Raw genomic sequence first — 21,217 nt, forward strand, 5'->3', positions numbered from 1 at the left:
CCCGAGGAGGCCGGCCGTGATCCTCTACCTCGGGCGCCGACTGCTCGCCGCTGCCGGCATCCTGCTGGCCGTCTGCGCGATCACCTTCACCATCTTCTACCTGCTGCCCTCCGACCCGGCGGTGGCCGCCTGCGGCAAGACCTGCAGCCCCGAACGGGTCGCCGAGGTCAAGGCGGCGATGGGCCTGGACAAGCCGGTCTGGGAGCAGTTCGCCACCTACCTCACCGGCATCGTCGCCGGGCGCGACTACGGCAGCGGCGCCAGCGCCACCCACTGCGGCTTCCCCTGCCTCGGCTACTCCTACGAGTACTCGCTGCCGGTCTGGGACCTGCTCACCGACCGCCTGCCGGTCTCCGTCTCGCTCGCCATCGGCGCGGCCGTGCTCTGGCTGGTCCTCGGCCTGGGCGCCGGCGTCACCTCGGCGCTGCGCAAGGGCGGGCTCACCGACCGGACGCTGATGGTGGCGTCGGTCGGCGCCGCGTCGCTGCCGGTCTACTTCACCTCGATCATGCTGATCTGGGGCGTCGTCCGGACGGCCGGCCTGCTGCCGTACCCCGCGTACCACGCGTTCACCGACGACCCGGTCGCCTGGGCCTCCAACCTGCTGCTGCCGTGGATCGCCCTGGCCCTGCTGTACGCGGCCATGTACGCCCGGCAGAGCCGCAACTCGATGATCGAGGCGATGGCCGAGCCGTACATCCGCACCGCCCGGGCCAAGGGCCTGCCGCCCGGCACCGTCGCCGTCAAGCACGGGCTGCGCTCCGGGATGACGCCGATCCTCACCATCTTCGGCATGGACCTCGGCGGCCTGCTGGCCGGCGCCGTCATCACCGAGTCCATCTTCGGCCTGCCCGGCGTCGGGCGGCTGTTCTACGACGCGCTGGTCCGCTCCGACCAGCCCGTCATCCTCGGCGTCACCCTGCTCGCGGCCTCCTTCATCGTCGCCGCGAACCTGCTGGTCGACCTGCTCTACGCGTACGTCGACCCGAGAGTGAGGTACTGATGACTCTGTTGGAGGTCGACGACCTCAGGGTCTCCTTCGACACGCCCCGGGGCGTCGTCCGGGCGGTGGACGGCATCTCCTTCGCCGTCGAGGCCGGGCGGACCCTCGGCCTGGTCGGCGAGTCCGGCAGCGGCAAGTCCGTCACCTCGCTCGCCGTCATGGGCCTGCACCGCGGCGCCGCCGTCACCGGCTCGATCCGGCTCGACGGGATGGAGCTCAACGGGCTCGGTGAACGGGCGTTGGGCGCCGTCCGGGGCCGCCGGATCGCGATGATCTTCCAGGACCCGCTGTCCAGCCTGCACCCCTTCTACACCGTCGGCGAGCAGATCGCCGAGCACTACCGGGTGCACTTCAAGGCCAACCGCAGGGCGGGCCGCGCGCGGGCGCTCGAAATGCTGGCCGAGGTCGGCATCCCGGAGCCGGCCCGGCGGGTCGACGAGTACCCGCACCAGTTCTCCGGCGGCATGCGCCAGCGCGTCATGATCGCCATGGCCCTCGCCTGCGAGCCCGAACTGCTGATCGCCGACGAACCCACCACGGCCCTCGACGTCACCGTCCAGGCGCAGATCCTCGACCTGATCGCCCGCATCCAGCAGGAGCGCGGCCTCGGCGTCGTCATGATCACCCACGACCTCGGCGTGGTCGCCCGGGTCGCCCACGAGGTGCTGGTCATGTACGGCGGCCGGGCCGCCGAACAGGCCTCGGTGGACCGGCTGTTCGCCACCCCCGGGCACCCGTACACCCGCGGCCTGCTGGACTCGCTGCCGCGCCTGGACGACACCGACGACGCCCCGCTGCGGGCCATCCCCGGCAGCCCGCCGTCGCTGATCGCCCCCGCCCCCGGCTGCTCCTTCGCCCCGCGCTGCGCCCGCACCGACGCCGCCACCGCCGAGGAACACGCCCGCTGCCTGGCCGAACGACCAGAGCTCGGCCCGCTCGCCCCCGGCCACCAGGCCGCCTGCCACCTGCCACTGGTGCCGGAAGGAGCCCGGCCATGACCGAAACCCTGCTGTCCGTGAGGGACTTGGTGAAGACCTTCCCCGGTCGACGAGGGCGCACCGGCCGCCCCGGCGCCCCGGTCCGGGCCGTCGACGGCGTCAGCTTCGACGTCGGCAAGGGCGAGACGCTCGGCCTGGTCGGCGAGTCCGGCTGCGGCAAGTCCACCACCGGGCGGATGATCGTCCGCCTGCTCGACCCGACCTCCGGCACCGTCACCTTCGACGGCACCGAGATCGGCGGGCTCTCCCAGGCCCGGCTGCGACCGCACCGGCGGCACCTGCAGATGGTCTTCCAGGACCCGTACTCCTCGCTCAACCCCCGGCAGACGGTGGCCCGGATCATCTCCGAGCCGCTGCTGCTCCAGGGGTTCGGCGCGGCCGACGCGCGCCGGCGGGCCGGCGAGCTGATGGAACTGGTCGGGCTGATCCCCGAGCAGATCGACCGCTACCCGCACGAGTTCTCCGGCGGCCAGGCGCAGCGCATCGGCATCGCCCGCTCGCTCGCCACCTCGCCGAAGCTGGTCATCGCCGACGAGCCGGTCTCCGCGCTCGACGTCTCCATCCAGGCCCAGGTGGTCAACCTGATGGAGCGGCTCCAGCAGGAGCTCGGCCTGGCGTACGTGTTCATCGCGCACGACCTCTCGGTGGTCAAGCGGGTCTGCGACCGGGTGGCGGTGATGTACCTCGGGCGGATCGTCGAGATCGGCGACAAGGCCGAGGTGTACGGCAGCCCGGCGCACCCGTACACCAGGGCGCTGCTGTCCGCCGTCCCGCTGCCCGACCCGGCGGCGGAGCGCGCGCGGGAGCGGATCGTGCTGCTCGGCGACCCGCCGAGCCCGGCGAACCCGCCGTCCGGCTGCACCTTCCACCCGCGCTGCCCCAAGGCCCAGGAGATCTGCCGCACGGACCGCCCGCTGCTGCGGATCGCCGGGCCGGGCGGCCGGGAGGCGGCCTGCCACTTCCCGGAGGCCTGATTCCCGGAGGCCTTCGCGGGCCTTCGGGGGCCTTCGCTGGCCTTCGAGGGCCTTCATGAGCCGGCTGAGGCCGGCTGACCAGAGCCGCCGTACCGCCCAGTTGCCCCCACGCCGGGCGGTACGGCACCCAACGGGCGAGGGACGCGATCCCTCGCCGCAGACGCCCGGTCGGGCGCGGCGGGGAACCTCACGAGGGCCGCGTCCGACCGGGTTCCACCGTGTTCACGGTCCGGCCGTTCTCATGGTCCGACCGTGTTCACGGTTCGGTCGTTCTCAGGGCCCGGCCGTTTTCACGGTCCGGACGGCCCGCCCGCCTCGCTCGCCGTGCCCGGCAGCAGCCGACGCGGGCCGGGCCCCTCGGCGGCCAGTTCGTCCCCGGGGTTGAGCACCCGGCAGCGGCGCAGCGACACGCAGCCGCAGCCGATGCAGCCGGTCAGCTCCTCCTCCAGCCGCTCCAACTCGGCCCGCCGGGCGCGCAGTTGTTCGGCCCAGCGCCGCGAGATGCGGTCCCAGTCGTGCTTGCCCGGCATCCGGTCCTCGGGGAGCCCGGTGAACACCTCGGCCACCTCGGAGAGCGGGATGCCGAGCCGTTTGGCGACCAGGATGAGCGAGATCCGGCGCAGCACGTGCCGCCGGTAGCGGCGCTGGTTGCCCGGCGACCGCTCGGAGGAGATCAGCCCCTGGTCCTCGTAGAAGCGCACCGCCGAGGTGGCGATCCCGGCCCGCCGGGCCACCTCGCCGACGCTCAGCAGGTCGACCGGTCCGGTGTCCATGCCTGCTCCTCGACTCCTTGACTCCTTGACTTCAAGTCCTGTTGAAGATCAAGCGTACCGGACGTGGTCGGATCATTCGCTGCGCGGAGCGGTACCACCCCTGCCGAGCAGGACAGTTACCCCCTGGAGTCGGCGCCGAACGGCCTCGCCGGAGGTCGGCGTGAACCGTCCTCCGGGTGCGGTGAGGCCCATGAGCCGGCCCCGGGCCCCTTTTCGTCGGGGGGCCCGGGGCCTTCGCTGTGGGTTCCTACGAGGCCGGGCCGACCCGGACGGTGGTGATCCGCCCGCCCTGGGACTCCCGGACGACCTCGATCCTGGTGTTGGTGTCCGGCACCTTCACCGCGAGCTGCGGGAGGGCCGGGTCGGTGTACGTGCCGGTGTGGTCGTTGAAGACCGGGACGGCCGGCTCGGACGGGATCCGCACCGCGACGCCGCCCTTGTGCAGGGTGAACGCCGTGGTCGGCCTGAGCGAGAACGGCGCGTCGTAGGTCTGCGCCCGCCCGTTGACCAGGGTGCCGTCGGCGAAGCGGACCGCCGCCGGGTGGGCGTCGATCGGCAGGATCAGCCCGCCGCCGGGGTGGTCCTTGGTGTTGTTGTCGCCGTACGCGGTGTCCCACAGCCAGAGCAGGACGCCCTCCTGGTACGGGTAGGTGTCGACGACGTCGGCCTTGCCCGCGACGCCGCTGTACCCGAAGTTGTACGGGCCGGTCTTCAGGAACGCGCCGTAGCCGGTGTAGCGGCGGTTCTCGGCGAGGTAGGCGCGCGGGTGCTGCTTGACGGCGGTGCGGCCGGTGATGACGGTGAAGCCGGTGGCGGTCCAGCCGTTGGCGCCGTTCTCGGCGCCGTCGGCGAAGAGCTCGGTGCCGCCGGCGGTGATCTTCACGGCGTCGACGAGCACGCCCCGGCCGTGGGTGTTGCCGTCGGAGGTGGCGTGGAAGCGCAGCCGGACCTGCTGGCCGAGGTAGCCGTCCAGCGGGAGGTGCAGCTTCCGGTAGGTGCCCGAACTGCCGCTGAGACCGGGGGTGTTTGCGCTGGTGTTGCCGATCGGCGCGCCGTCGACGGTGCCGCCCAGGGCCGTCCAGTGCTTGCCCTGGTCGGTGGAGGCCTCGACGGTGAGGAAGTCGTAGTCCTGCTCGGTGTCGTACCAGGCGGCGGCGTCCAGGGCGGCCGGGCCGGTGGCGGTGCGCAGGTCGACGTCCCGGCTGAGCGAGTTGTCTAGGTTGTCGCCGGTGTCGCTCCACCACTGCCTGGCGCCCTCGTACGGGTCGGCGAGGTCGGTGCTGGTGGTGCTGTCCGGCAGGTGGACGAGCAGCGCCTGGGCCTGGTCGGTGTTGTAGCCGCTCACCCCGAGGGCGTGGCTGGACCGGGTGGCGGCCTGCGCCTCGTCGTAGTCGAGCCAGCCGAACTGGAGCTTGCTCCAGGCGTCGAGGTCGCCGGGGTAGCCGCCGGTGGTGTTCGGCCCCTTGCCGAGGTAGGAGCCGGAGGACATCAGCGACCAGAAGTTGACGCTGTTGTCGCCGCCGTTGGTGCTGTACAGGTCGGGCAGGCCGAGGTTGTGGCCGTACTCGTGGGCGAACAGGCCGACGCCGCTGTTCTCGCCGGCCTGGACGTAGTCGTAGACGTAGAGGCCGGTGTCGCCGACCGGCGCGCCGCCGATCTTGTTGCCCTCCGGGCCGGTCCGGCCGGTCGCGTCGGGGAAGGTCCAACTGCGGTGCGCCCACAGCGCGTCGGCCCCCTGGGCGCCGCCGCCCCAGGTCTCGTCGACGCCGGCGTGCACCACGATGACGTTGTCGAGGTAGCCGTCGGGCTGGTTGAACTCGCCGGTCTTGGTGTGGTCGTAGCGGTCGTAGACGTCGTACTGGGCGAGCTGTGCCTTGATGTCGGCCACGCTGCGGCCCTTGGCGATCTCGCCGTCGTACCAGGCCTTGACGGCGTCCCGGATGAACTCCTGGCCCTGGGTCCAGGCGCCGGAGCCCTGCGGGCCCTTGTTGCTGCCGTAGCGGGCCTCGTTGTACGGGACGGTGACCCAGTCGCTGACGGTGCCCTGGACGTCGTAGCGGCCGGAGGACTGGGTGCGGTAGTAGTTGCGCATGGACACGGTGCCGGGCGTGTCGTCGAAGAACATCTTCTGGTAGTAGTCGCGGCTGAAGTCCGGCTCCCACAGCGTGTGGTTGTCGCCCTTGCCCGGCTTGGGGATCTGGTCGTGGCGCGGGCCGGGGGTACCGCCGTAGCGGGGCTGGCCGTTGTACTGGGTGGTGTTGTCGACCTCGTCGCCGAACTGGGCGAGGATCACGAAGACCTTGTCCGTGCGCTGGTGCGCCAGTTGGACGTAGTCGTTGCCGACCTTCACCTTGGCGGGGGCCCGCTTGCCGGCGGTCTTGGCGACGGCGCCCTGGTTGAGCTGTTCCAGGGCCTTGGTGCGGAGCGCCTGGCGCTCGCGCTCCTGGGGGGCGAGCGGTGCGGGCGGGGCTTCGGCGCCCTGCTCCGCAGGGGCGGCGGCGATCGTGGTGGGGGCGGTCGCGGCCGGAGCGGCCTGGGCGGGGGTGCCCAGCAGGGTGGCGGCTATCGCGCTCGTGGTGAGCGCGGCCGCAAGAGCGGCGGACAGTCTGCGCAACTGACCGGTCCTTTCCGGGGGATGGGGTTTGGGGGTGGAGTAATCGTTCAGTGAAGCGCAGGTAATATTTCACATGTCACGGGTCACGTGGAAGAGGCGAGGGCAAGGCGAAGGGCGCCGCACCACCGGTGCGACGCCCTTGTCCGGAATCCGGCGAATCAGCCCAAGGATGCCCGCAGGAAGGCGAGTTCAGCCTGGGTGACCTGCTCGTTCACCCCGCCCGGGGTCATGTGGGTGACGCCCGGCAGCGGCAGCACGCTGTGCGGGCGGCCGGCCTTGGTGAGTGCCTCGGAGAGCAGCAGGGTGTGCGAGGGGTGGACGTTGTCGTCGGCCAGCCCGTGGATCAGCAGCAGCGGCCGGGTCAGCCCGGGCGCGTCGGTGACCAGGCAGTCGTCGGCGTAGCCCTCCGGGTTGTCCTGCGGCAGCGCGAGGTAGCGCTCGGTGTACGCGGTGTCGTAGTGCCGGAAGTCGGTGGGCGGGGCGCCCGCGCAGGCGGCGTGGAAGACGTCCGGGCGGCGCAGCACGGCGAGCGCCGCGAAGTACCCGCCGTACGACCAGCCGCGCACGCCGACCCGGTCGAGGTCGAGGTCGTGGTGCTGCCCTGCGAGTGCCTGCAGGGCGTTCACCTGGTCGTCCAGCGCCACCTGGGAGAAGCGGCGGAAGATCGCCCGGGTGAACTCCGGCGAGACGAACGGGGTGCCGCGGTTGTCGGTGGTGACGACGGCGAAGCCCTGGTCGGCCCACCACTGGCGGAGCTGCCAGCGGCGCGGCTCGGCCGCCACGGCCTGGAAGCCGGGCCCGCCGTAGACGTCCAGCAGCACCGGCAGCCGGCGGCCGGGGACGTGGTTGCGCGGGTACACCACGGCGGTGGGCAGGCCGAGTTCGGTGACCCGGGCGAGCCGTGGCCGCACCCGGTAGGGCAGGGCGGCGCTCAGGTCGGTGAGCGGCAGTGTGGGGCCGTCGGGCGAGGCGTCGAGCGAGCCGTCGCGCAGCAGTCGGCGCCGGATGCCGTCGGCGTCGGCGGTGGTGAGCAGCAGGGTGCGGCCGGCGGCGAGTGCGGAGTGCACGCCGGGGCCGGTGGTGACGGGTTCGGGTGTGCCGCCGTCCGGGTCGACCAGGTGGACGTACTGGTCGGCCGGGTCGCCCTGGCCGGTCTCGCAGAGCAGCCGGCCGTCCAGGTGCCCGACCACCCGGCGGATCTGGAGCCCGGTGGTGTCCAGCGGCTTGCCGTCCAGGGCGAGGCCGCGGGCCTGCGGGGTGTCGTGGGCGGTGAGCAGCCGGCCGTCGGCCAGCCGGGCGGGGGTGCCGGGCAGGTCGTCGACCCAGAACTCGTCGGTGGTGCGGGAGAGTTCGCGGGTCTCTCCGGTGGCCGGGTCGGCGGTCAGCAGCAGGATGTGCTGCTGGAGCCGGTCGGCGACGGTGAGCAGCAGTTCCTGGTCGGAGGCCCAGGTGGCGGCGCAGAGGTACGGGAACGCGGCGGCGTCCCAGCGGAGCCGTACCCGGCTGCGGTCGAGGCCGAGGACCCAGAGCTGGACGTCCGCGTTGGGGCCGCCGGCCTGCGGGTAGGCGAAGTCCTCGGCGGGCTCGCCGGGGTGGGCGGGGTCGGCGAAGTAGCGCCGGGGGAGGGCGGATTCGTCCACCCGGGCGGCCAGCAGCGCGCCGCCGTCGGGGCGCCACCAGTGGCCGCGGGAGCGGCCGAGCTCCTCGGCGGCGGCGAACTCGGCGACGCCCCAGCGGGCGCCGTCGGCGGGGGAGAGCGGTTCGAGGTCGGGGGTGGCGTACAGGGCGTCGTCGGCGACGTAGGCGACGCGTTCGCCGGCGGCGTCCGGCCGGGGGTCGAACGCGGGCCCGGCGACGGGCAGTTCGGTGCCGGCGCCGGTGGCGGTGTCGATCCGGAACAGCCGGCCGTCGAGGACGAGGACGGCGGTCGCGAGGTCGGCGGTGGCCGCGTACGTGCCGATGCCGGCGGCGACCAGGCGGGTGCGTTCGCGCAGCCGTCGTTCGACGGCGGGCAGGTCGTCGCGGCGGCCGGTGCGCCCGGGGGCGAGGACGGCCGGGTCGGCGACCAGTCGTTCCTCGCCGGTGGCGGCGTCGAGCAGGTGCAGGCGGTCGACCGGATCCTCGGAACCGGTCGAGCGGAGCAGCAGCAGCCGGGTACCGTCCTCGGCGAGGGTGAACGCGCGCGGCGCACCGAAGGTGAACCGGCCGGTGCGGGCGCTGAGCGACAGGAAGGGGTCGGTGATGGTCACGGCCCGATCGTCGTATCGGAGCGCGCCACCCGACCAGTACCCTGTCATGTGAAATGTCACACACCACAATGGGGAGGATGCCGTGATCGAGGACCTGTGGACCGTCGAACCCCCGGCCCCGCTGCCCGCGGCCGACGGGCTGTTCGGCATCTCGCCGGACGCGGCGCACCTGAACCACGGTTCGTACGGCGCGGTGCCCGTCCCCGTGCAGCGCGCGCAGCAGCGGCTGCGCGCCGAACACGAGCTGGACCCGGACGGCTTCTTCGCCGACCTGCCGGCCCGGGTCGGCGCGGCGCGCACCAGGATCGCCGCCGACCTGGCCGTCGACCCGGACCGGCTCGCCCTGGTCTCCAACGTCACCGAGGCGGTCGCGATCGCCCTGGACACCATCCCGTTCGCGCCCGGCGACCGGATCCTGGTCACCGACCACGGTTACGGCGTGGTCACCCGGGCCGCCGAGCGCCGGGCCGCCGAGACCGGCGCCGAGGTGGTCGAGGTCGAACTGCCGCTGGACACCCCCGACGAGCAGGCCGTCCGGGAGGCGGTGCTCGCCGCCGTCGACGAGCGCGTCACCGTCGCGGTGCTGGACCAGATCACCTCGCCCACCGCCCGCCTGATCGCCGGAGCGGGCCTGCTCGCCGACCTGCGCGAGCGCGGCGTGACCACCGTCGTGGACGGCGCCCACGCCCCCGGCATGCTGCCCGCCCCGGTCGACCCGAACGCCGACTTCTGGTTCGGCAACCTGCACAAGTGGGCCTTCGCCCCGCGCGGCACTGGCGTGCTCGCCGTCCGCCCGGAGTGGGTGGACCGGGTGCGCCCGCTGACCTTCTCCTGGGAGCACGACCGGGGCTTCCCGTGGAACGTCGAATGGCGCGGCACCTGCGACTACACGGGCTGGCTCGCCGCCCCGGCCGGCTTCGAGCTGCTGCGCGAGCTCGGCCCCGAGGCCGTGGCCGCGCACAACGCCGCACTCGCCGGGTACGGCCAGCGGGTGCTCGCCGAGCGGGCCGGCCTGGCGCCGCTGCCCGCGACGCCCGGGGTCTCGATGCGCTCCGTCCGGCTGCCGGCCGGGTGCGTCGAGGCGGAGCAGGACGTGAAACCGCTGCGGGACGAGGTGTGGCAGCGGCTCGGCACCCGGATCGCGATCCGCCCGTGGGCCGGCGGCGGGGTGCTGCGGGTCAGCGCGCAGCTGTACAACCGGCCGCGGGAGTACGAGCGGCTGGCGGACGGGCTGGCCGACCTGCTGAAGGGCTGACCGGCGCGCGGGGGCCGGCCTGCACGCGCGGCTACTCCGGGCCGGTCCCGGTCCGCACGCGGCTACTCCGGGCCGACCCGGTCGGAGCTGCCTCGCTCGGAGCTGCCCCGGTCGGTGCTGGCCCGGTCGGTGCTGGCCCGTAGCTCGGCGAGCAGCAGGTTCTGGTCGGCGAGCAGCCCGGTGAGGATCCGCCGGGCCGCTCGCAGCAGGTCGGCGACGTCGCCGCCGGCCAGCGCGTACACCACCGTGCTGCCCTCCCGGGTGGCGGTGACGATGCCGGACCGGCGCAGCACCGCGAGCTGCTGGGAGAGGCTGGAGGGTTCGACCTCCAGCTCGGCGAGCAGCCCGCGGACGGGCGTCGGTCCGGCCTGGAGCAGTTCCAGCACCCGGATCCGGACGGGATGGCCGAGCATCCGGAAGAACTCGGCCTTGGCCTGGTAGAGCGCTACCGCCACGAGTCCCCCCTTCCCTGGTGTCGGTCCGCTCAGATCTCCAGCGAGAGTTCGATCCGCTTGAGCTGGTGGCGGGCCATCGCGAGGTTGGAGCGGCCGCGGTTGAGCGCCAGGAAGAGGAAGAGGCCGCGCCCGGTGGGCGTGGTGATCGGTCGGACCAGGTGGTACTGGTTGGTGAGGCTGATCAGGATGTCCTCGATCTCGTTGTCGTGCAGGTTGAGCATCTCCATCGCCCGCATCTTGGCGCGGACCACGTCGGTGTTCCCGGCGGCGGCGACGTTGAGGTCCAGTTCGCCGCCGTCGCCGAGGCTGCCGAGCGCCATGCCGCTGCCGTAGTCGACCAGGGCGACGCCGATCGCGCCGTCGATCCCCATGGCCTCTTTGAGGGACGTCTCCAGGTTCGCCATCGTCGGTGTCCTCCCGTGAGTTGGTGGCGGTGGCTCCGCCGTGGCAACGACGGTAGGGAGACCGGCGGCCGTCCACCGAGGATGACCGGAGACGTCCGAAGCTGGTCGGACTCTGATCACTTGAAGATGTTTGCAACTATGGATGTGAGAGGGAAGCGATCCCGGAATGATCCCGCGGCCGATCCTGCGGCCGATCCCGACGCAGGGAAGCCGCGGGGAAAGCCGTACGGAAGCCCTACGGAAAGTCGCACGGAAAAACGGTGCTATCGATGTCAGTGCCGCCGGGTAACCTCTCGCTGAGATGCGAGATCACACCAACCACACCCGGACGGCGATGAACACCCCTGAGCCCCAGCCCCACGACGACCAGGAGCTCAGCCCCGCCGAGGCGTACGCGGCCAGCCGCCGCCGGGCCAAGGAGCAGGCGACCGCGCTCCACGGCTTCCAGCAGCTGTACGACTTCCCGCTGGACGACTTCCAGCTGGAGGCCTGCGAGGCGCTGGAGGCCGGCTCGGGCGTCCTGGTCGCCGCGCCCACCGGCTCGGGCAAGACCATCGTCGGCGAGTTCGCCGTGCACCTGGCCCTCCTGGGCGGCCGCAAGTGCTTCTACACCACGCCCATCAAGGCGCTGTCCAACCAGAAGTACGGCGACCTGGTCAAGCGCTACGGCGCCGCCAAGGTCGGCCTGCTCACCGGCGACAACACCGTCAACGGCGACGCCCCCGTGGTGGTCATGACCACCGAGGTGCTGCGCAACATGCTCTACGCGGGCTCCAGCACCCTCGACGGCCTCGGCTACGTCGTCATGGACGAGGTGCACTACCTCGCCGACCGCTTCCGCGGCGCCGTCTGGGAGGAGGTCATCATCCACCTCCCCGAGTCGGTCACCCTCGTCTCGCTCTCCGCGACCGTCTCCAACGCCGAGGAGTTCGGCGACTGGCTGGACACCGTGCGCGGCGGCACCCGGGTGATCGTCTCCGAGACCAGGCCCGTGCCGCTGTGGCAGCACGTGATGGCCGGCAACCGGATGTACGACCTGTTCGCCAACCCCGACCGGGACGGCCGCCCCAAGGACGGCCCGCGCAACCCGGGCAAGGCCGTCAACCCCGAGCTGGTCCGGCTCGCCCGCTCCGAGCTGGACCGCAACCCGCGCGACCGGTTCGGCCGCGGCCGGGGCCGCAGCATGCCCAACGGGCGCCCCGGCCGGGTCTGGACGCCGGGTCGGGTGGACGTCATCGACCGGCTCGACGCCGAGGGCCTGCTGCCCGCGATCACCTTCATCTTCAGCCGGGCCGGCTGCGAGGCCGCCGTCCAGCAGTGCCTCAGCTCCGGCCTGCGGCTCAACAAGGACGCCGACCGCGCGGTCGTCCGGGCCTTCGTCGAGGAGCGCTGCGCCGACATCCCCGACGAGGACCTGCACGTCCTCGGCTACTTCGAGTGGCTGGACGGGCTGGAGCGCGGCATCGCCGCCCACCACGCCGGGATGCTGCCGCGGTTCAAGGAGGTGGTCGAGGAGCTGTTCGTGAAGGGCCTGGTCAAGGCCGTCTTCGCGACCGAGACCCTGGCGCTCGGCATCAACATGCCCGCCCGCTCGGTGGTCATGGAGAAGCTGGTCAAGTGGAACGGCGAGACCCACGCCGACATCACCCCCGGCGAGTACACCCAGCTCACCGGCCGGGCCGGGCGCCGGGGCATCGACGTCGAGGGCCACGCCGTGGTGCTCTGGCAGCGCGGCCTCGACCCGGAGGCGCTGGCCGGCCTGGCCGGCACCCGCACCTACCCGCTCAAGTCCTCGTTCCGGCCGTCCTACAACATGGCCGTCAACCTGGTCTCCCAGTTCGGCCGGCACCGCTCGCGCGAACTGCTGGAAACCTCCTTCGCCCAGTTCCAGGCCGACCGCTCGGTGGTCGGCATCGCCCGCCAGGTCCAGCGCAACGAAGAGGGGCTGGAGGGCTACCGCGAGTCGATGACCTGCCACCTCGGCGACTTCGATGCGTACATGGACCTGCGCCGCCGACTCAAGGACCGGGAGAACGAACTCGCCCGCGAGGGCAGCGGCCAGCGCCGCGCGGCCGCCGTCGAGTCGATCGAGCAGCTCAAGCCGGGTGACGTCATCCACGTCCCCACCGGCAAGTTCGCCGGCCTCGCGCTGGTCCTCGACCCGGGCCTGCCGCCGGTCAGCCGCAACGGCCGGGTCGGCCGCCACCCCGACTTCCAGGACGGGCCCCGCCCGGTGGTGCTCACCGCCGAGCGGCAGGTCAAGCGGCTCGCCATGATCGACTTCCCGTACCCGGTCGCCGCCGTCGAGCGGGTGCGCATCCCCAAGTCCTTCAACCCGCGCAGCCCGCAGTCCCGCCGGGACCTCGCCTCCGCGCTGCGCACCAAGGCCGGCCACCTCGAACCCGAGCGGTTCCGCCGGGGCCGCGCGGCCGCCGCCGACGACCAGGAGATCACTCGGCTGCGCACCGAACTGCGCCAGCACCCCTGCCACGGCTGCGACGAGCGCGAGGACCACGCCCGCTGGGCCGAGCGCTACCACCGCCTGCACCGCGACACCGAGGCGCTGGAACGCCGGATGCGCTCCCGCACCCACACCATCGCCCGCACCTTCGACCGCGTCTGCGGGCTGCTCACCGACCTCGGCTACCTGAGCGGCGACACCGTCACCGACGACGGCAAGCGCCTCGGCCGGCTCTACGGCGAACTCGACCTGCTCGCCTCCGAGTGCATCCGCGAAGGCGTCTGGAGCGGCCTGGACGCCGCCGAACTCGCCGCCTGCGCCTCGGCGTTGGTCTACGAGGCGCGCCAGTCCGACGACGCCACCGCCCCCCGGGTGCCGGAGGGCGGGGCCAAGGAGGCGCTCGGCCAGATGGTCCGGATCTGGGGCCACCTGGACGCCCTGGAGGAGCAGCACCGGATCAACACCGCCGAGGGCGTCGGCCAGCGCGAGCCCGACCTCGGCTTCGCCTGGGCCGCCCACCGCTGGGCCCTCGGCCACAGCCTGGACCAGGTGCTGCGCGACGCCGACATGCCGGCCGGCGACTTCGTCCGCTGGACCAAGCAACTGATCGACGTCCTCGGCCAGATCCAGGACGCGGCCGGCGAGGACGCCGAACTGCGCCGGACGGCCCGCAAGGCCGTCGACGGCCTGCGCCGCGGCATCATCGCCTACTCCTCGGTGGGCTGACCGCCGAACGCCAGGGGCCCGCCCGTTCACCCCGAACGTGCGGGCCCCTGGCGTATCCGGTGGCTTCCTACCCCCCACCCCCGTGCGGCCTCGGCGGGCCGGAGCGGCACCGGAATTGTGAGCGGCTGCACGAGAAGTCGATCAGGTCGACTTCTCGTGGAGAAGGGGCAGCCGAAACGGGCGAGGCGATGCCGATGGTCAGGGCGCGGGAGGCGCCGGGGCGAAGTAGTCGCGGAGCATCTCCGTGGTCCACGCGGGCTGGCGCACTTCTCCGCGCGGTCCGAACTCCTCGAACCAGGGCTTCACTTCGAGGACCGGGGTGCCGTCGATGGCGTCCAGGTCCTCGACGTGCAGGTCCAGGCCGTCGACCTTGAGGAGGCGGCAGCGGGAGGACCCGAGCCAGTTGATGCGCCGCATGTTCCGGTGGCCGAACACGCCGACCTCGGGCCAGTCCGGGTTGTCCCGGGGGCGGCGGGCACCGAAGTTCAGATCGGCCGGGTCGGTCCTGTGGAACCGGAAGATCACGTCGAGGTGGGAGAACTCCTCCAGTCCCTTCGTCGCGTCGGGCGGAAACCTGTCGCCGTCCAGCCGGATGATGGCGCGGGTCCCTCCCCAGCGGTCGTCGGTCGGTTCCGTACGGCCTCCCACAACATGGCCCAGTGCTTCCACGCTGAAGACGTCACCCACGTGTTTCCCCTCCTGAGAACGGACCGCGCCAGAACGGCGGGTCAGATGGTGGCTGCCAGATAGTCGGCGGCGCGCCTGTCGACGGCGTCGATGTGCTGCACCTTCCGTCCGCGATAGGGCGAAAGCGCACTGCGAATTTGTAGAGCGACTTCGCGGGTGCGGGCGGAGCGGACGGTCTGCATGGCGTCGAGCGACTGGGACCAGATGGTGCAGGCCTCCTCGATGGAGTGCTGCCCGGCCTTCACGAGGCCCAGGTGGCCGAGGGTGACCGCGTGGGTCCTGGTGAACGTGGAAGCCTTACGGGTCGCGACGCTGCGCTCGAACTCCTTCGCTGCGCCTTCCAGGTCGCCGAGGTCGCGGAGCGCCGACGCGGTCTCGTGTGCCAAGGAAGCCTCGCCGAAGAAGAACACCCGGGGTGGTTCGTCGTCACCGGGCGAGGCTGCCGACAGATCGCGTTCGGCCTGGAGCAGCGCGGCGTTCGCCTCAGCAGTGCGCCCCGCAGAGGCCAGGGTACGTGCATGGACGACGCCGAGCAGGGACCGTTCGCGATGGCCGGCGAGCCGGTACCGGTCGCCGGCCATCGATGCCTCGGCGACCCTGACGGCATGGTGCGGTTTCCGGAGGTCGACCGCTTGGTGAGCCATGGCGCGCAGAATGTGCCCGGCCATCGCGGGGTCGTCGGCCTCGGCCGCCAGTTTCACGGCGACGGTGTAGTAGTGCTGGGCGGCGGGGTGCTCGCCGTTGTCGAACGCCGTCCACCCGGCCAGGTAGGCGAGTTCGGATGCTGCGGAGAACATGTCCCGCCGAATCAGGTCGGAGGAGAAGGTTCCTTGGAGGAACTCTCCGACATCCGTGAGGAGGTACTGCGCGACCGCCGTGCGCCCGTGCCCGCCGCCACGGCGCTGGTCGAGCTGGGAGAACAGCCTTGCCACGTCCCGGACGGCATCCACATCGGCCTGACCGGCACGGCGTTGTGTGATGCCGCGACTCTCCGTTCGGGCCATCTGCTCCCACCAGTTGTCGGGCGGGATGCTCAGCGTCCCGAGCGAGTACGTGAGCGTGCGGAGGAGCTGTCTGCGTTCCACGTCAACGTCGATCCGTCCGAGAGCCGCCAGGGCTTCAGCGTATCCAAACCCCAGTCACACAAGTCCGGTTGCTCGTTCCCGAGCCCCGTCGTCGCCAGGGCGACATCCCGGTTCAGCCAGCTGGTGAGCACCTCGGCGGGGTACTGCGGGATGTTCCCGGAAGGCTTCACGCCCTGGCGGACCCACTGCGCGTGGCGGTCGAATTCGCCAGCCTCGATTGTCTGAAGCGGGTCGGCAACGGCGGAAACCCACGCAGAGGTCACAGGGCCCGATGCCGTTCTTCGAGGACCTCGAAGAACGGCATCACCCGCCAGACCGAGTCGGGGAGTAGGCCGTGCGGGATGTGCCAGTCGCGCATTTCGTTCGCCCCGAACTCTCGGCAGGGGGAATCGGCTCGACCATTGCGGAGCTGGCAGTCGGGTTCTTGTGGTCAGCGGCGCTGCAACGGGCACGGTGGGGGTGTCTCGTCGGTCGGGTTGAAGGTTCGGGGGCACGACACGGCCGAGACCGCTCGGAGTTGCTGGCCTGGGGTCCAGTACGTCCACACCACGTCGTGTGGGAACGTGTCGAGCGAGGTCCGGGCTCGTTCCAGCCGGGTCGTCGGGTCAAGGTCGGTCTCCAGCGCCGGGGAGTCGGCGAGTTGCTGGCCCAGCCACTCCAGCGCCTCGGCCGGGTCGTTCGTCGTGAGCTTGATCTGTGCCGTCGACTTGGCGAGCCAGTGCATGACCTCCAACGGCGGAAGGGGGCTCGACCACTCGGGTCTCACGCCGTTCTGCCCTGTGGCGGGTCGTCGTTCGGAGTCGTCCGGTCGTTTGTTGCCTGCCCAGGCGTAGCAATGCCAGTGCAGGCCGGGCCTGTTCCAGTGATCCATGAGCGCCCTGCCATGATGAGGAGCGGGCCCCGTTCCCAGTTGCGTTGGGAGCGGGGCCCGCCTGTTCGGTGTGCGTCAGGCGGCGGTGGTGGTGAAGCGGGCCGGGTCGATGCCCGCCGCGCCCAACTCCGCCGTGGTGAAGCGGAGCTCCCGGTTGGGGGCCTTGGTGTCGCCCATGATCCAGAGGCCGCCGGCCACGCCGGGCACTTCGCGGAGGGTCATGCACGACTCGCCGTCGTCGCCCCCGCCCTGGTTCCCACCGCAGGCTTTGTGGGTGGCGGATCCGACCGGGATGTCGATCTCGTACAGGTCGCTCATGGCGCTGCCTTCCTGTTCGACGTTTGCGGGGAATCCGTCCCCGCGCGGTGGTGCACCCGCAACCGGCCGGACTCCGAACGGCCGGCTGTGGGGGTCTCGGGCCCGCCCTGCGTCAGCGGTACGGGGGGTTGGTCGCGCACGCCCGGGCCGTCAGCCCCGTTCGCTGACGACGATTCCCGGGGCGTCACTCAGCACCCGGCACCATCCGGGTTCAGGCACTCTCCGGATGCCTCGTGCCGTAGGCGCAGGACCCGCGCGTTCGTCAGCTTGGAGCGGTCCACGCTCTCCGGAGCTTTGCAGGCCTCCCGCTCCATGGCGTCGAACCACTGGCAGGACGGGCACTTGTCCGCATCAACGGTGGGTCGGCCGGGCTCGCGTAGAGCGATTTCACGCAAGGACATCGCCGACCGCCTTCCAGTGCTGCTGGTCGGTATCGACGCTCACACCGAGGTGTGGACCAGCCGCCAACCGCTGCGAGTTCGTGATCATCGCTCAACTCCCGTGCCGATCGGAGCCATCGGCAGGACGTTAAGCGGCCGAGATTCGCCGGCGGGAGCATGATTCTCGAATATTCCAGCCCCGGCAGCTGGGGTGCGTGGGAATTCTCAGGTAGAACCGAGTGCTCTGCGGCACCGCGTGATGATGCGGTGGGCGTCCGGTCCGTAGACGGCCGCGCCGGCCAGCGTCTCCCACGCACGCAGGTACAGCGATACGTTGTCGGGCTGGCCCAACCACAGCTCCGCGTGCCAGTCCTCGACGATGACAAGCCGTTCGTCGTGAATCCAGAATCCGTTGGCAGGAGGCAACCCGAGTGAGGCTTCGAACGGCACGATGCCCAAGGAGACGGTATCCAGTCCGACCACACCGCTGAGTCGGTCAAGTTGCGCGGCTAGCACGGCCGGTGGGCACACCAGGGCGCGTAGTGCGGATTCCCACATGACGATGTGGTATCGCTTGCCTGGCCGGTACAGGCTTTCCTGTCGCTGGACGCGGGCTCGAACGGCGTCCTCTACATCGCGCGGCGACTGGTGGAGGCTGACGTACGCGCTGAAGATGTGCCGGGCGTAGTCGGCCGTCTGGAGCATGCCGACGATCATGGAATTCTGCCACGCGCGCATGACGCGTGAACGCTCGTGCTCGGCGGTCAGCGTGTCCTGCACCGGTTTGTGTCCGGCGGCCAACTGCCGTCGCCAGGTGCGGGTCCCCGACTCGAAGGCCCGTAGCCTGGCCGACAGTTCGGGCGCTGTGTGGGGTTGTCCGACGCCCTCGGCCCAGGCCTTGAGGTCCTCGTGGGTGGCCGTCTGTCGGCCGGTCTCCAGCTTGCTGACCTTGGATTGCGTCCAGCCCGGACGGTCGGCCAGTTGCCTGCCTGTGAGACCGCCCTCGGTGCGCAGCTCACGGAGCCGCAGACCGAGGGCGATTCGTGCTTGTTGGAAGTCGGTGCTCACATGGCGGACGGTACCTCAGCGCCGAATTCGCGGCTCGGCGTGGCGAAGTGCCAGGCAGCGTCCCGTACCTGGCAGGCGCGGGCCACCTGCACCGGGTCGGTGATCAGTTCGATGTCGGTCAGGTCGTCGTCGGCGTCGAAGTGCAGCAGGGCGATGACGCGCGAGTCGAACAGCCAGGCGTCCTCCTGCGGAAGACCCAGGCGTTCGGCGTCGGCCCGCCAGAGGTACCGGGTGTCCTCGCCGACGGCGTTGTTCCGTTCGGCGTTGTCGAGCAGGTACCGCTGCCCCAGGGTGGGCGGGTTGTCCATGATCCGCACCCGCTCGAACCGCTTGCCCAGGGCCGCCTGTTCGCGGCGCGAGCGGCACCAGGGGTCGTCCAGGTCCCATCCGGGCGCCAGCCCGGCAGCGAACCGGCGGTAGGTTTCGGTCTGCTCGTCGGAGCGGTACCGGCGGCGGGTCTCCAGCCGGAAGGCCGTGTGCTGGAGGGTCCTGAACATGTTCTCGAACTTGTCGTAGCCGATCAGCACGCGTTCCCGGTCCACGTCGGGCGGCGCGAAGTCGGCGAGCAGCGCGCGGGGCACGATCACGAACCCTTCGCCGGGCTTGATGTTGCGGAGTTGGGTGATCTCGTCGGGGTCGGTCACGACATCGCCCTGCACCAGCACCTCCCCGGTTTCGACGTCCTCGTAGAGCGTCGGGCATCCGTCGCTCCCTGAGGTGCTTCCGATGTACCGCAGTCGTCGGCTCACAGCCGCTCCCCTCGCCGTCGGTCAGGCGGAATCAGGATGCCCGGGGACCGGCCCGAGGGGAGTGCCGATTCGCGAATATTCTCCTGGCGCGGCGGAAAGGCCCCACCGCGTGGTGGTCAGCGGGTGGCGAGGGATTCCAGGAGGCGTTCGAGGGAGGTGCCGAGGCCCCAGCGGGTGGCGAGGTCTTCGAGGGTCATCGGGTCGAGCGGCTCGTGGGGGAGTGCCGGGTCGAAGGTGGGGAGGGGGGCGTCGGGGGCGACGCGGACGACGGTGGGGGCGACGTCGAGGTAGGCGGCGCCTTCGACGAGGTTGCGGCGGCGGGCCGGGGTGAGCTTGGAGGAGAGGTCGAGGGCGGCGGCGCGGATGGTGGTGAGGTCGCCGTACTCGTTGATGAGCTGGGCGGCGGTCTTCTCGCCGATGCCCTTGACGCCGGGCAGGCCGTCGCTCGGGTCCCCGCGCAGGGCGGCCATGTCGGCGTACTGGGCGCCGCGCACGCCGTACTTCTCCAGGAGCAGCGCGTCGTCGGTGATCTGCAGGTTGCCCATGCCCTTGACCGGGTAGAGCACGGTGATCTCGCGGGCGTCGTCGACCAGTTGGAACAGGTCGCGGTCGCCGGTGACGATCTGTACGGGCCCTTCGGCGCGGGCGGTGAGGGTGCCGATCACGTCGTCGGCCTCGTAGCCGGGGGAGCCGACGCGGGCGATGCCGAGCGCGTCCAGCACCTGTTCGATCACCGGGACCTGCGGGGCGAGCGTGTCCGGCACCTCCTCCTCGCCGTCCTGGGCCGCCTCGGCGACCCGGTGGGTCTTGTACGAGGGGAGGAGGTCGACCCGCCACTGCGGGCGCCAGTCGGCGTCCATGCAGGCGACGAGCTGGTCGGGGTGGTGGTCGTGGACCAGCCGGGCGATGAAGTCCAGCAGGCCGCGGACGGCGTTGACCGGTTCGCCCTGGGGGGAGCGCAGGGTGTCCGGCACGCCGTAGTAGGCCCGGAAGTACAGGCTGGCGGAGTCGAGGAGCATCAGTCGCGGTGCGGTCACGTGTCAGATCATGCCGCACCGCGACGACAGGAGGGCGGCTTCAGTGCTCGTGCGGGCCGGCGCGGTGGACCGGGCCGTGCGCGTCGGCGCAGTGTTCGGCGGGCTGTTCGCCGGGGGCGGCGATCTGGAGCAGGGCGCCGGCCGCGTCCTCGCCGACGTGGTCGACCTGGAGCGTGCTGTGGGTGATGCCGTACTCGTCGGCCAGTCCGCGTTGGAGCTCGCGCCGGACGGCGTGGCAGTCGCCGCCGGGGGTGACGAGGATGTGTGCGGACAGGGCGGGCTGGTTGGAGGTGATCTCCCAGATGTGCAGGTCGTGGATCTCCTCGACCAGCGGCTGGGCGACCATCCGGTCGGCCACCGCGTCCGGGTCGATGCCGGCCGGGGCGGCCTCCAGGAAGATCCGCCCGGAGTCGCGGACCAGGCCGATGCCGGCCTTGAGCATCAGCGCGACCACGACCAGCGAGGCGATCGCGTCGGCCCGGACGAAGCCGGTGGTCAGCATGACGGCGCCGGCGACGGCGGTGGCGATGAACGCGTACAGGTCGGTGAGCACGTGCTGGAAGGCGCCCTCGACGTTGAGCGAGCTGCGGTTGGCCTTCGACATGCACCAGGCGGCGGCCAGGTTGACGACGATCCCGATCAGCGCGGTGACCAGCACCAGCGAGCCGGCGACCTCCGGCGGTTCGAACAGCCGGGTGACGGCCTCGTAGCCCAGCCAGGCGGACAGCACCAGCAGGGTGACGCCGTTGGCCTGGGCGGACAGGATCTCGGCGCGCTTGAGGCCGTACGTGTAGCCGCCGCGGGCCGGGCGGGCGGCGAGGCGCATCGCGACCAGCGCGAGGACGATCGAGGCGGCGTCGGTGAGCATGTGCGCCGCGTCGGAGATCAGGGCCAGTGATTTCGCGGCGAAGCCGACGACGACCTCGCCGGCCATGAAGACGACGATGAGTGTGAGGGCGCTGAGCAGCCAGCGGCGGTCGGCGTCGGCGGCGACACCGTGCGAGTGGCCGCCGTGGCCGCCGAGTCCGCCGTGCCGGTGTCCGCCGTGGTCGTGCGCGTGCTTGTGGTCATGCGCATGATCAGTGTGGGAATGCTCGTGCCCGGCCATCG

18 protein-coding genes are annotated in these 21,217 nt (G+C 71.7%); 5 read left to right on the top strand and 13 right to left on the bottom strand.

Going from position 1 to position 21,217, the window contains the following annotated elements; genetic code table 11:
- Positions 1-16 precede the first annotated feature (16 nt).
- From ACFWPT_RS15710 to ACFWPT_RS15720, 3 genes are read left to right on the top strand one after another with little or no spacing between them, the layout of a single operon-like run.
- Positions 17-1,003 carry an ABC transporter permease gene (locus tag ACFWPT_RS15710; protein ID WP_380376162.1) on the top strand — a complete coding sequence of 329 codons (987 nt, stop codon included), beginning with the start codon at positions 17-19 and terminating at the stop codon, positions 1,001-1,003.
- Entirely contained in the window at positions 1,003-2,001 is a 999-nt protein-coding gene (locus ACFWPT_RS15715; RefSeq protein ID WP_363377932.1) for an ABC transporter ATP-binding protein, read from the top strand. The genes ACFWPT_RS15710 and ACFWPT_RS15715 overlap by 1 nt, the downstream gene beginning before the upstream one ends.
- Positions 1,998-2,975, top strand: coding sequence for an ABC transporter ATP-binding protein (locus ACFWPT_RS15720; protein WP_380376158.1), 978 nt, complete (start codon positions 1,998-2,000; stop codon positions 2,973-2,975). The genes ACFWPT_RS15715 and ACFWPT_RS15720 overlap by 4 nt, the downstream gene beginning before the upstream one ends.
- Positions 2,976-3,265: 290 nt before the next feature.
- Here the strand turns inward: ACFWPT_RS15720 and soxR are convergent, their stop codons facing one another.
- The 3 genes from soxR to ACFWPT_RS15735 form a co-directional block, all read right to left on the bottom strand.
- The gene (soxR, locus tag ACFWPT_RS15725; RefSeq protein WP_380482218.1) at positions 3,266-3,748 is read right to left on the bottom strand and encodes a redox-sensitive transcriptional activator SoxR; all 483 of its coding nucleotides are present in this window, start codon (positions 3,746-3,748) and stop codon (positions 3,266-3,268) included.
- Positions 3,749-3,995: 247 nt separating this feature from the next.
- A complete protein-coding gene (locus ACFWPT_RS15730; RefSeq protein WP_380482220.1) occupies positions 3,996-6,362 on the bottom strand; it encodes an immune inhibitor A domain-containing protein in 2,367 nt (788 codons plus the stop codon).
- A gap of 158 nt (positions 6,363-6,520) precedes the next feature.
- The gene (locus ACFWPT_RS15735; RefSeq protein ID WP_380482222.1) at positions 6,521-8,611 is read right to left on the bottom strand and encodes a prolyl oligopeptidase family serine peptidase; all 2,091 of its coding nucleotides are present in this window, start codon (positions 8,609-8,611) and stop codon (positions 6,521-6,523) included.
- A gap of 82 nt (positions 8,612-8,693) precedes the next feature.
- Here ACFWPT_RS15735 and ACFWPT_RS15740 point away from each other — a divergent pair, with 82 nt between their 5' ends.
- The gene (locus tag ACFWPT_RS15740) at positions 8,694-9,866 is read left to right on the top strand and encodes an aminotransferase class V-fold PLP-dependent enzyme (RefSeq protein WP_380482224.1); all 1,173 of its coding nucleotides are present in this window, start codon (positions 8,694-8,696) and stop codon (positions 9,864-9,866) included.
- Between the two features lie 62 nt (positions 9,867-9,928).
- Here the strand turns inward: ACFWPT_RS15740 and ACFWPT_RS15745 are convergent, their stop codons facing one another.
- Together ACFWPT_RS15745 and ACFWPT_RS15750 are read right to left on the bottom strand one after the other, a co-directional pair.
- Entirely contained in the window at positions 9,929-10,321 is a 393-nt protein-coding gene (locus tag ACFWPT_RS15745) for an ArsR/SmtB family transcription factor (protein WP_380482226.1), read from the bottom strand.
- Between the two features lie 29 nt (positions 10,322-10,350).
- On the bottom strand, positions 10,351-10,725 hold the full coding sequence (locus ACFWPT_RS15750; RefSeq protein WP_063346882.1) for a hypothetical protein: 375 nt from the start codon (positions 10,723-10,725) through the stop codon (positions 10,351-10,353).
- A 334-nt stretch (positions 10,726-11,059) separates the two neighbouring features.
- Between ACFWPT_RS15750 and ACFWPT_RS15755 the strand changes: the two genes are divergently transcribed.
- Positions 11,060-13,912, top strand: coding sequence for an RNA helicase (locus ACFWPT_RS15755; RefSeq protein WP_063346881.1), 2,853 nt, complete (start codon positions 11,060-11,062; stop codon positions 13,910-13,912).
- Between the two features lie 198 nt (positions 13,913-14,110).
- Here ACFWPT_RS15755 and ACFWPT_RS15760 read toward each other — a convergent pair whose 3' ends face one another.
- The 8 genes from ACFWPT_RS15760 to ACFWPT_RS15795 all read right to left on the bottom strand — a co-directional run bounded on the left by ACFWPT_RS15760 (position 14,111) and on the right by ACFWPT_RS15795 (position 21,215).
- Positions 14,111-14,599: an SAM-dependent methyltransferase gene (locus tag ACFWPT_RS15760; RefSeq protein WP_380482228.1), complete on the bottom strand. Its 489-nt coding sequence runs from the start codon at positions 14,597-14,599 to the stop codon at positions 14,111-14,113.
- Between the two features lie 41 nt (positions 14,600-14,640).
- On the bottom strand, positions 14,641-15,684 hold the full coding sequence (locus ACFWPT_RS15765; protein WP_380482230.1) for a Tat pathway signal protein: 1,044 nt from the start codon (positions 15,682-15,684) through the stop codon (positions 14,641-14,643).
- Positions 15,685-16,114: 430 nt separating this feature from the next.
- The gene (locus tag ACFWPT_RS15770; protein WP_380376150.1) at positions 16,115-16,408 is read right to left on the bottom strand and encodes a hypothetical protein; all 294 of its coding nucleotides are present in this window, start codon (positions 16,406-16,408) and stop codon (positions 16,115-16,117) included.
- Between the two features lie 222 nt (positions 16,409-16,630).
- A complete protein-coding gene (locus ACFWPT_RS15775; protein WP_380376148.1) occupies positions 16,631-16,873 on the bottom strand; it encodes a DUF397 domain-containing protein in 243 nt (80 codons plus the stop codon).
- A gap of 605 nt (positions 16,874-17,478) precedes the next feature.
- Entirely contained in the window at positions 17,479-18,321 is an 843-nt protein-coding gene (locus tag ACFWPT_RS15780) for a helix-turn-helix domain-containing protein (protein ID WP_380482232.1), read from the bottom strand.
- The gene (locus tag ACFWPT_RS15785; protein ID WP_380482234.1) at positions 18,318-19,070 is read right to left on the bottom strand and encodes a DUF6879 family protein; all 753 of its coding nucleotides are present in this window, start codon (positions 19,068-19,070) and stop codon (positions 18,318-18,320) included. Before ACFWPT_RS15785 ends, ACFWPT_RS15780 begins: the two co-directional genes overlap by 4 nt.
- Positions 19,071-19,186: 116 nt before the next feature.
- A complete protein-coding gene (locus tag ACFWPT_RS15790; protein WP_380429300.1) occupies positions 19,187-20,089 on the bottom strand; it encodes a 5'-3' exonuclease H3TH domain-containing protein in 903 nt (300 codons plus the stop codon).
- A gap of 58 nt (positions 20,090-20,147) precedes the next feature.
- The gene (locus tag ACFWPT_RS15795; RefSeq protein ID WP_063346869.1) at positions 20,148-21,215 is read right to left on the bottom strand and encodes a cation diffusion facilitator family transporter; all 1,068 of its coding nucleotides are present in this window, start codon (positions 21,213-21,215) and stop codon (positions 20,148-20,150) included.
- Positions 21,216-21,217: the final 2 nt, after the last annotated feature.

This window comes from Kitasatospora sp. NPDC058478, assembly GCF_042720345.1.
Taxonomy (GTDB): Bacteria; Actinomycetota; Actinomycetes; order Streptomycetales; family Streptomycetaceae; genus Kitasatospora.

Bases quoted from the DNA above. Each gene is read 5' to 3' on its own strand.
- ACFWPT_RS15715 (WP_363377932.1), top strand. From the start codon at position 1,003: ATGACTCTGTTGGAGGTCGACGACCTCAGGGTCTCCTTCGACACGCCC.
- ACFWPT_RS15720 (WP_380376158.1), top strand. From the start codon at position 1,998: ATGACCGAAACCCTGCTGTCCGTGAGGGACTTGGTGAAGACCTTCCCC.
- soxR (WP_380482218.1), bottom strand. From the start codon at position 3,748: ATGGACACCGGACCGGTCGACCTGCTGAGCGTCGGCGAGGTGGCCCGG.
- ACFWPT_RS15750 (WP_063346882.1), bottom strand. From the start codon at position 10,725: ATGGCGAACCTGGAGACGTCCCTCAAAGAGGCCATGGGGATCGACGGC.
- ACFWPT_RS15755 (WP_063346881.1), top strand. From the start codon at position 11,060: ATGAACACCCCTGAGCCCCAGCCCCACGACGACCAGGAGCTCAGCCCC.
- ACFWPT_RS15770 (WP_380376150.1), bottom strand. From the start codon at position 16,408: ATGCACTGGCTCGCCAAGTCGACGGCACAGATCAAGCTCACGACGAAC.
- ACFWPT_RS15775 (WP_380376148.1), bottom strand. From the start codon at position 16,873: ATGAGCGACCTGTACGAGATCGACATCCCGGTCGGATCCGCCACCCAC.
- ACFWPT_RS15790 (WP_380429300.1), bottom strand. From the start codon at position 20,089: ATGCTCCTCGACTCCGCCAGCCTGTACTTCCGGGCCTACTACGGCGTG.
- ACFWPT_RS15795 (WP_063346869.1), bottom strand. From the start codon at position 21,215: ATGGCCGGGCACGAGCATTCCCACACTGATCATGCGCATGACCACAAG.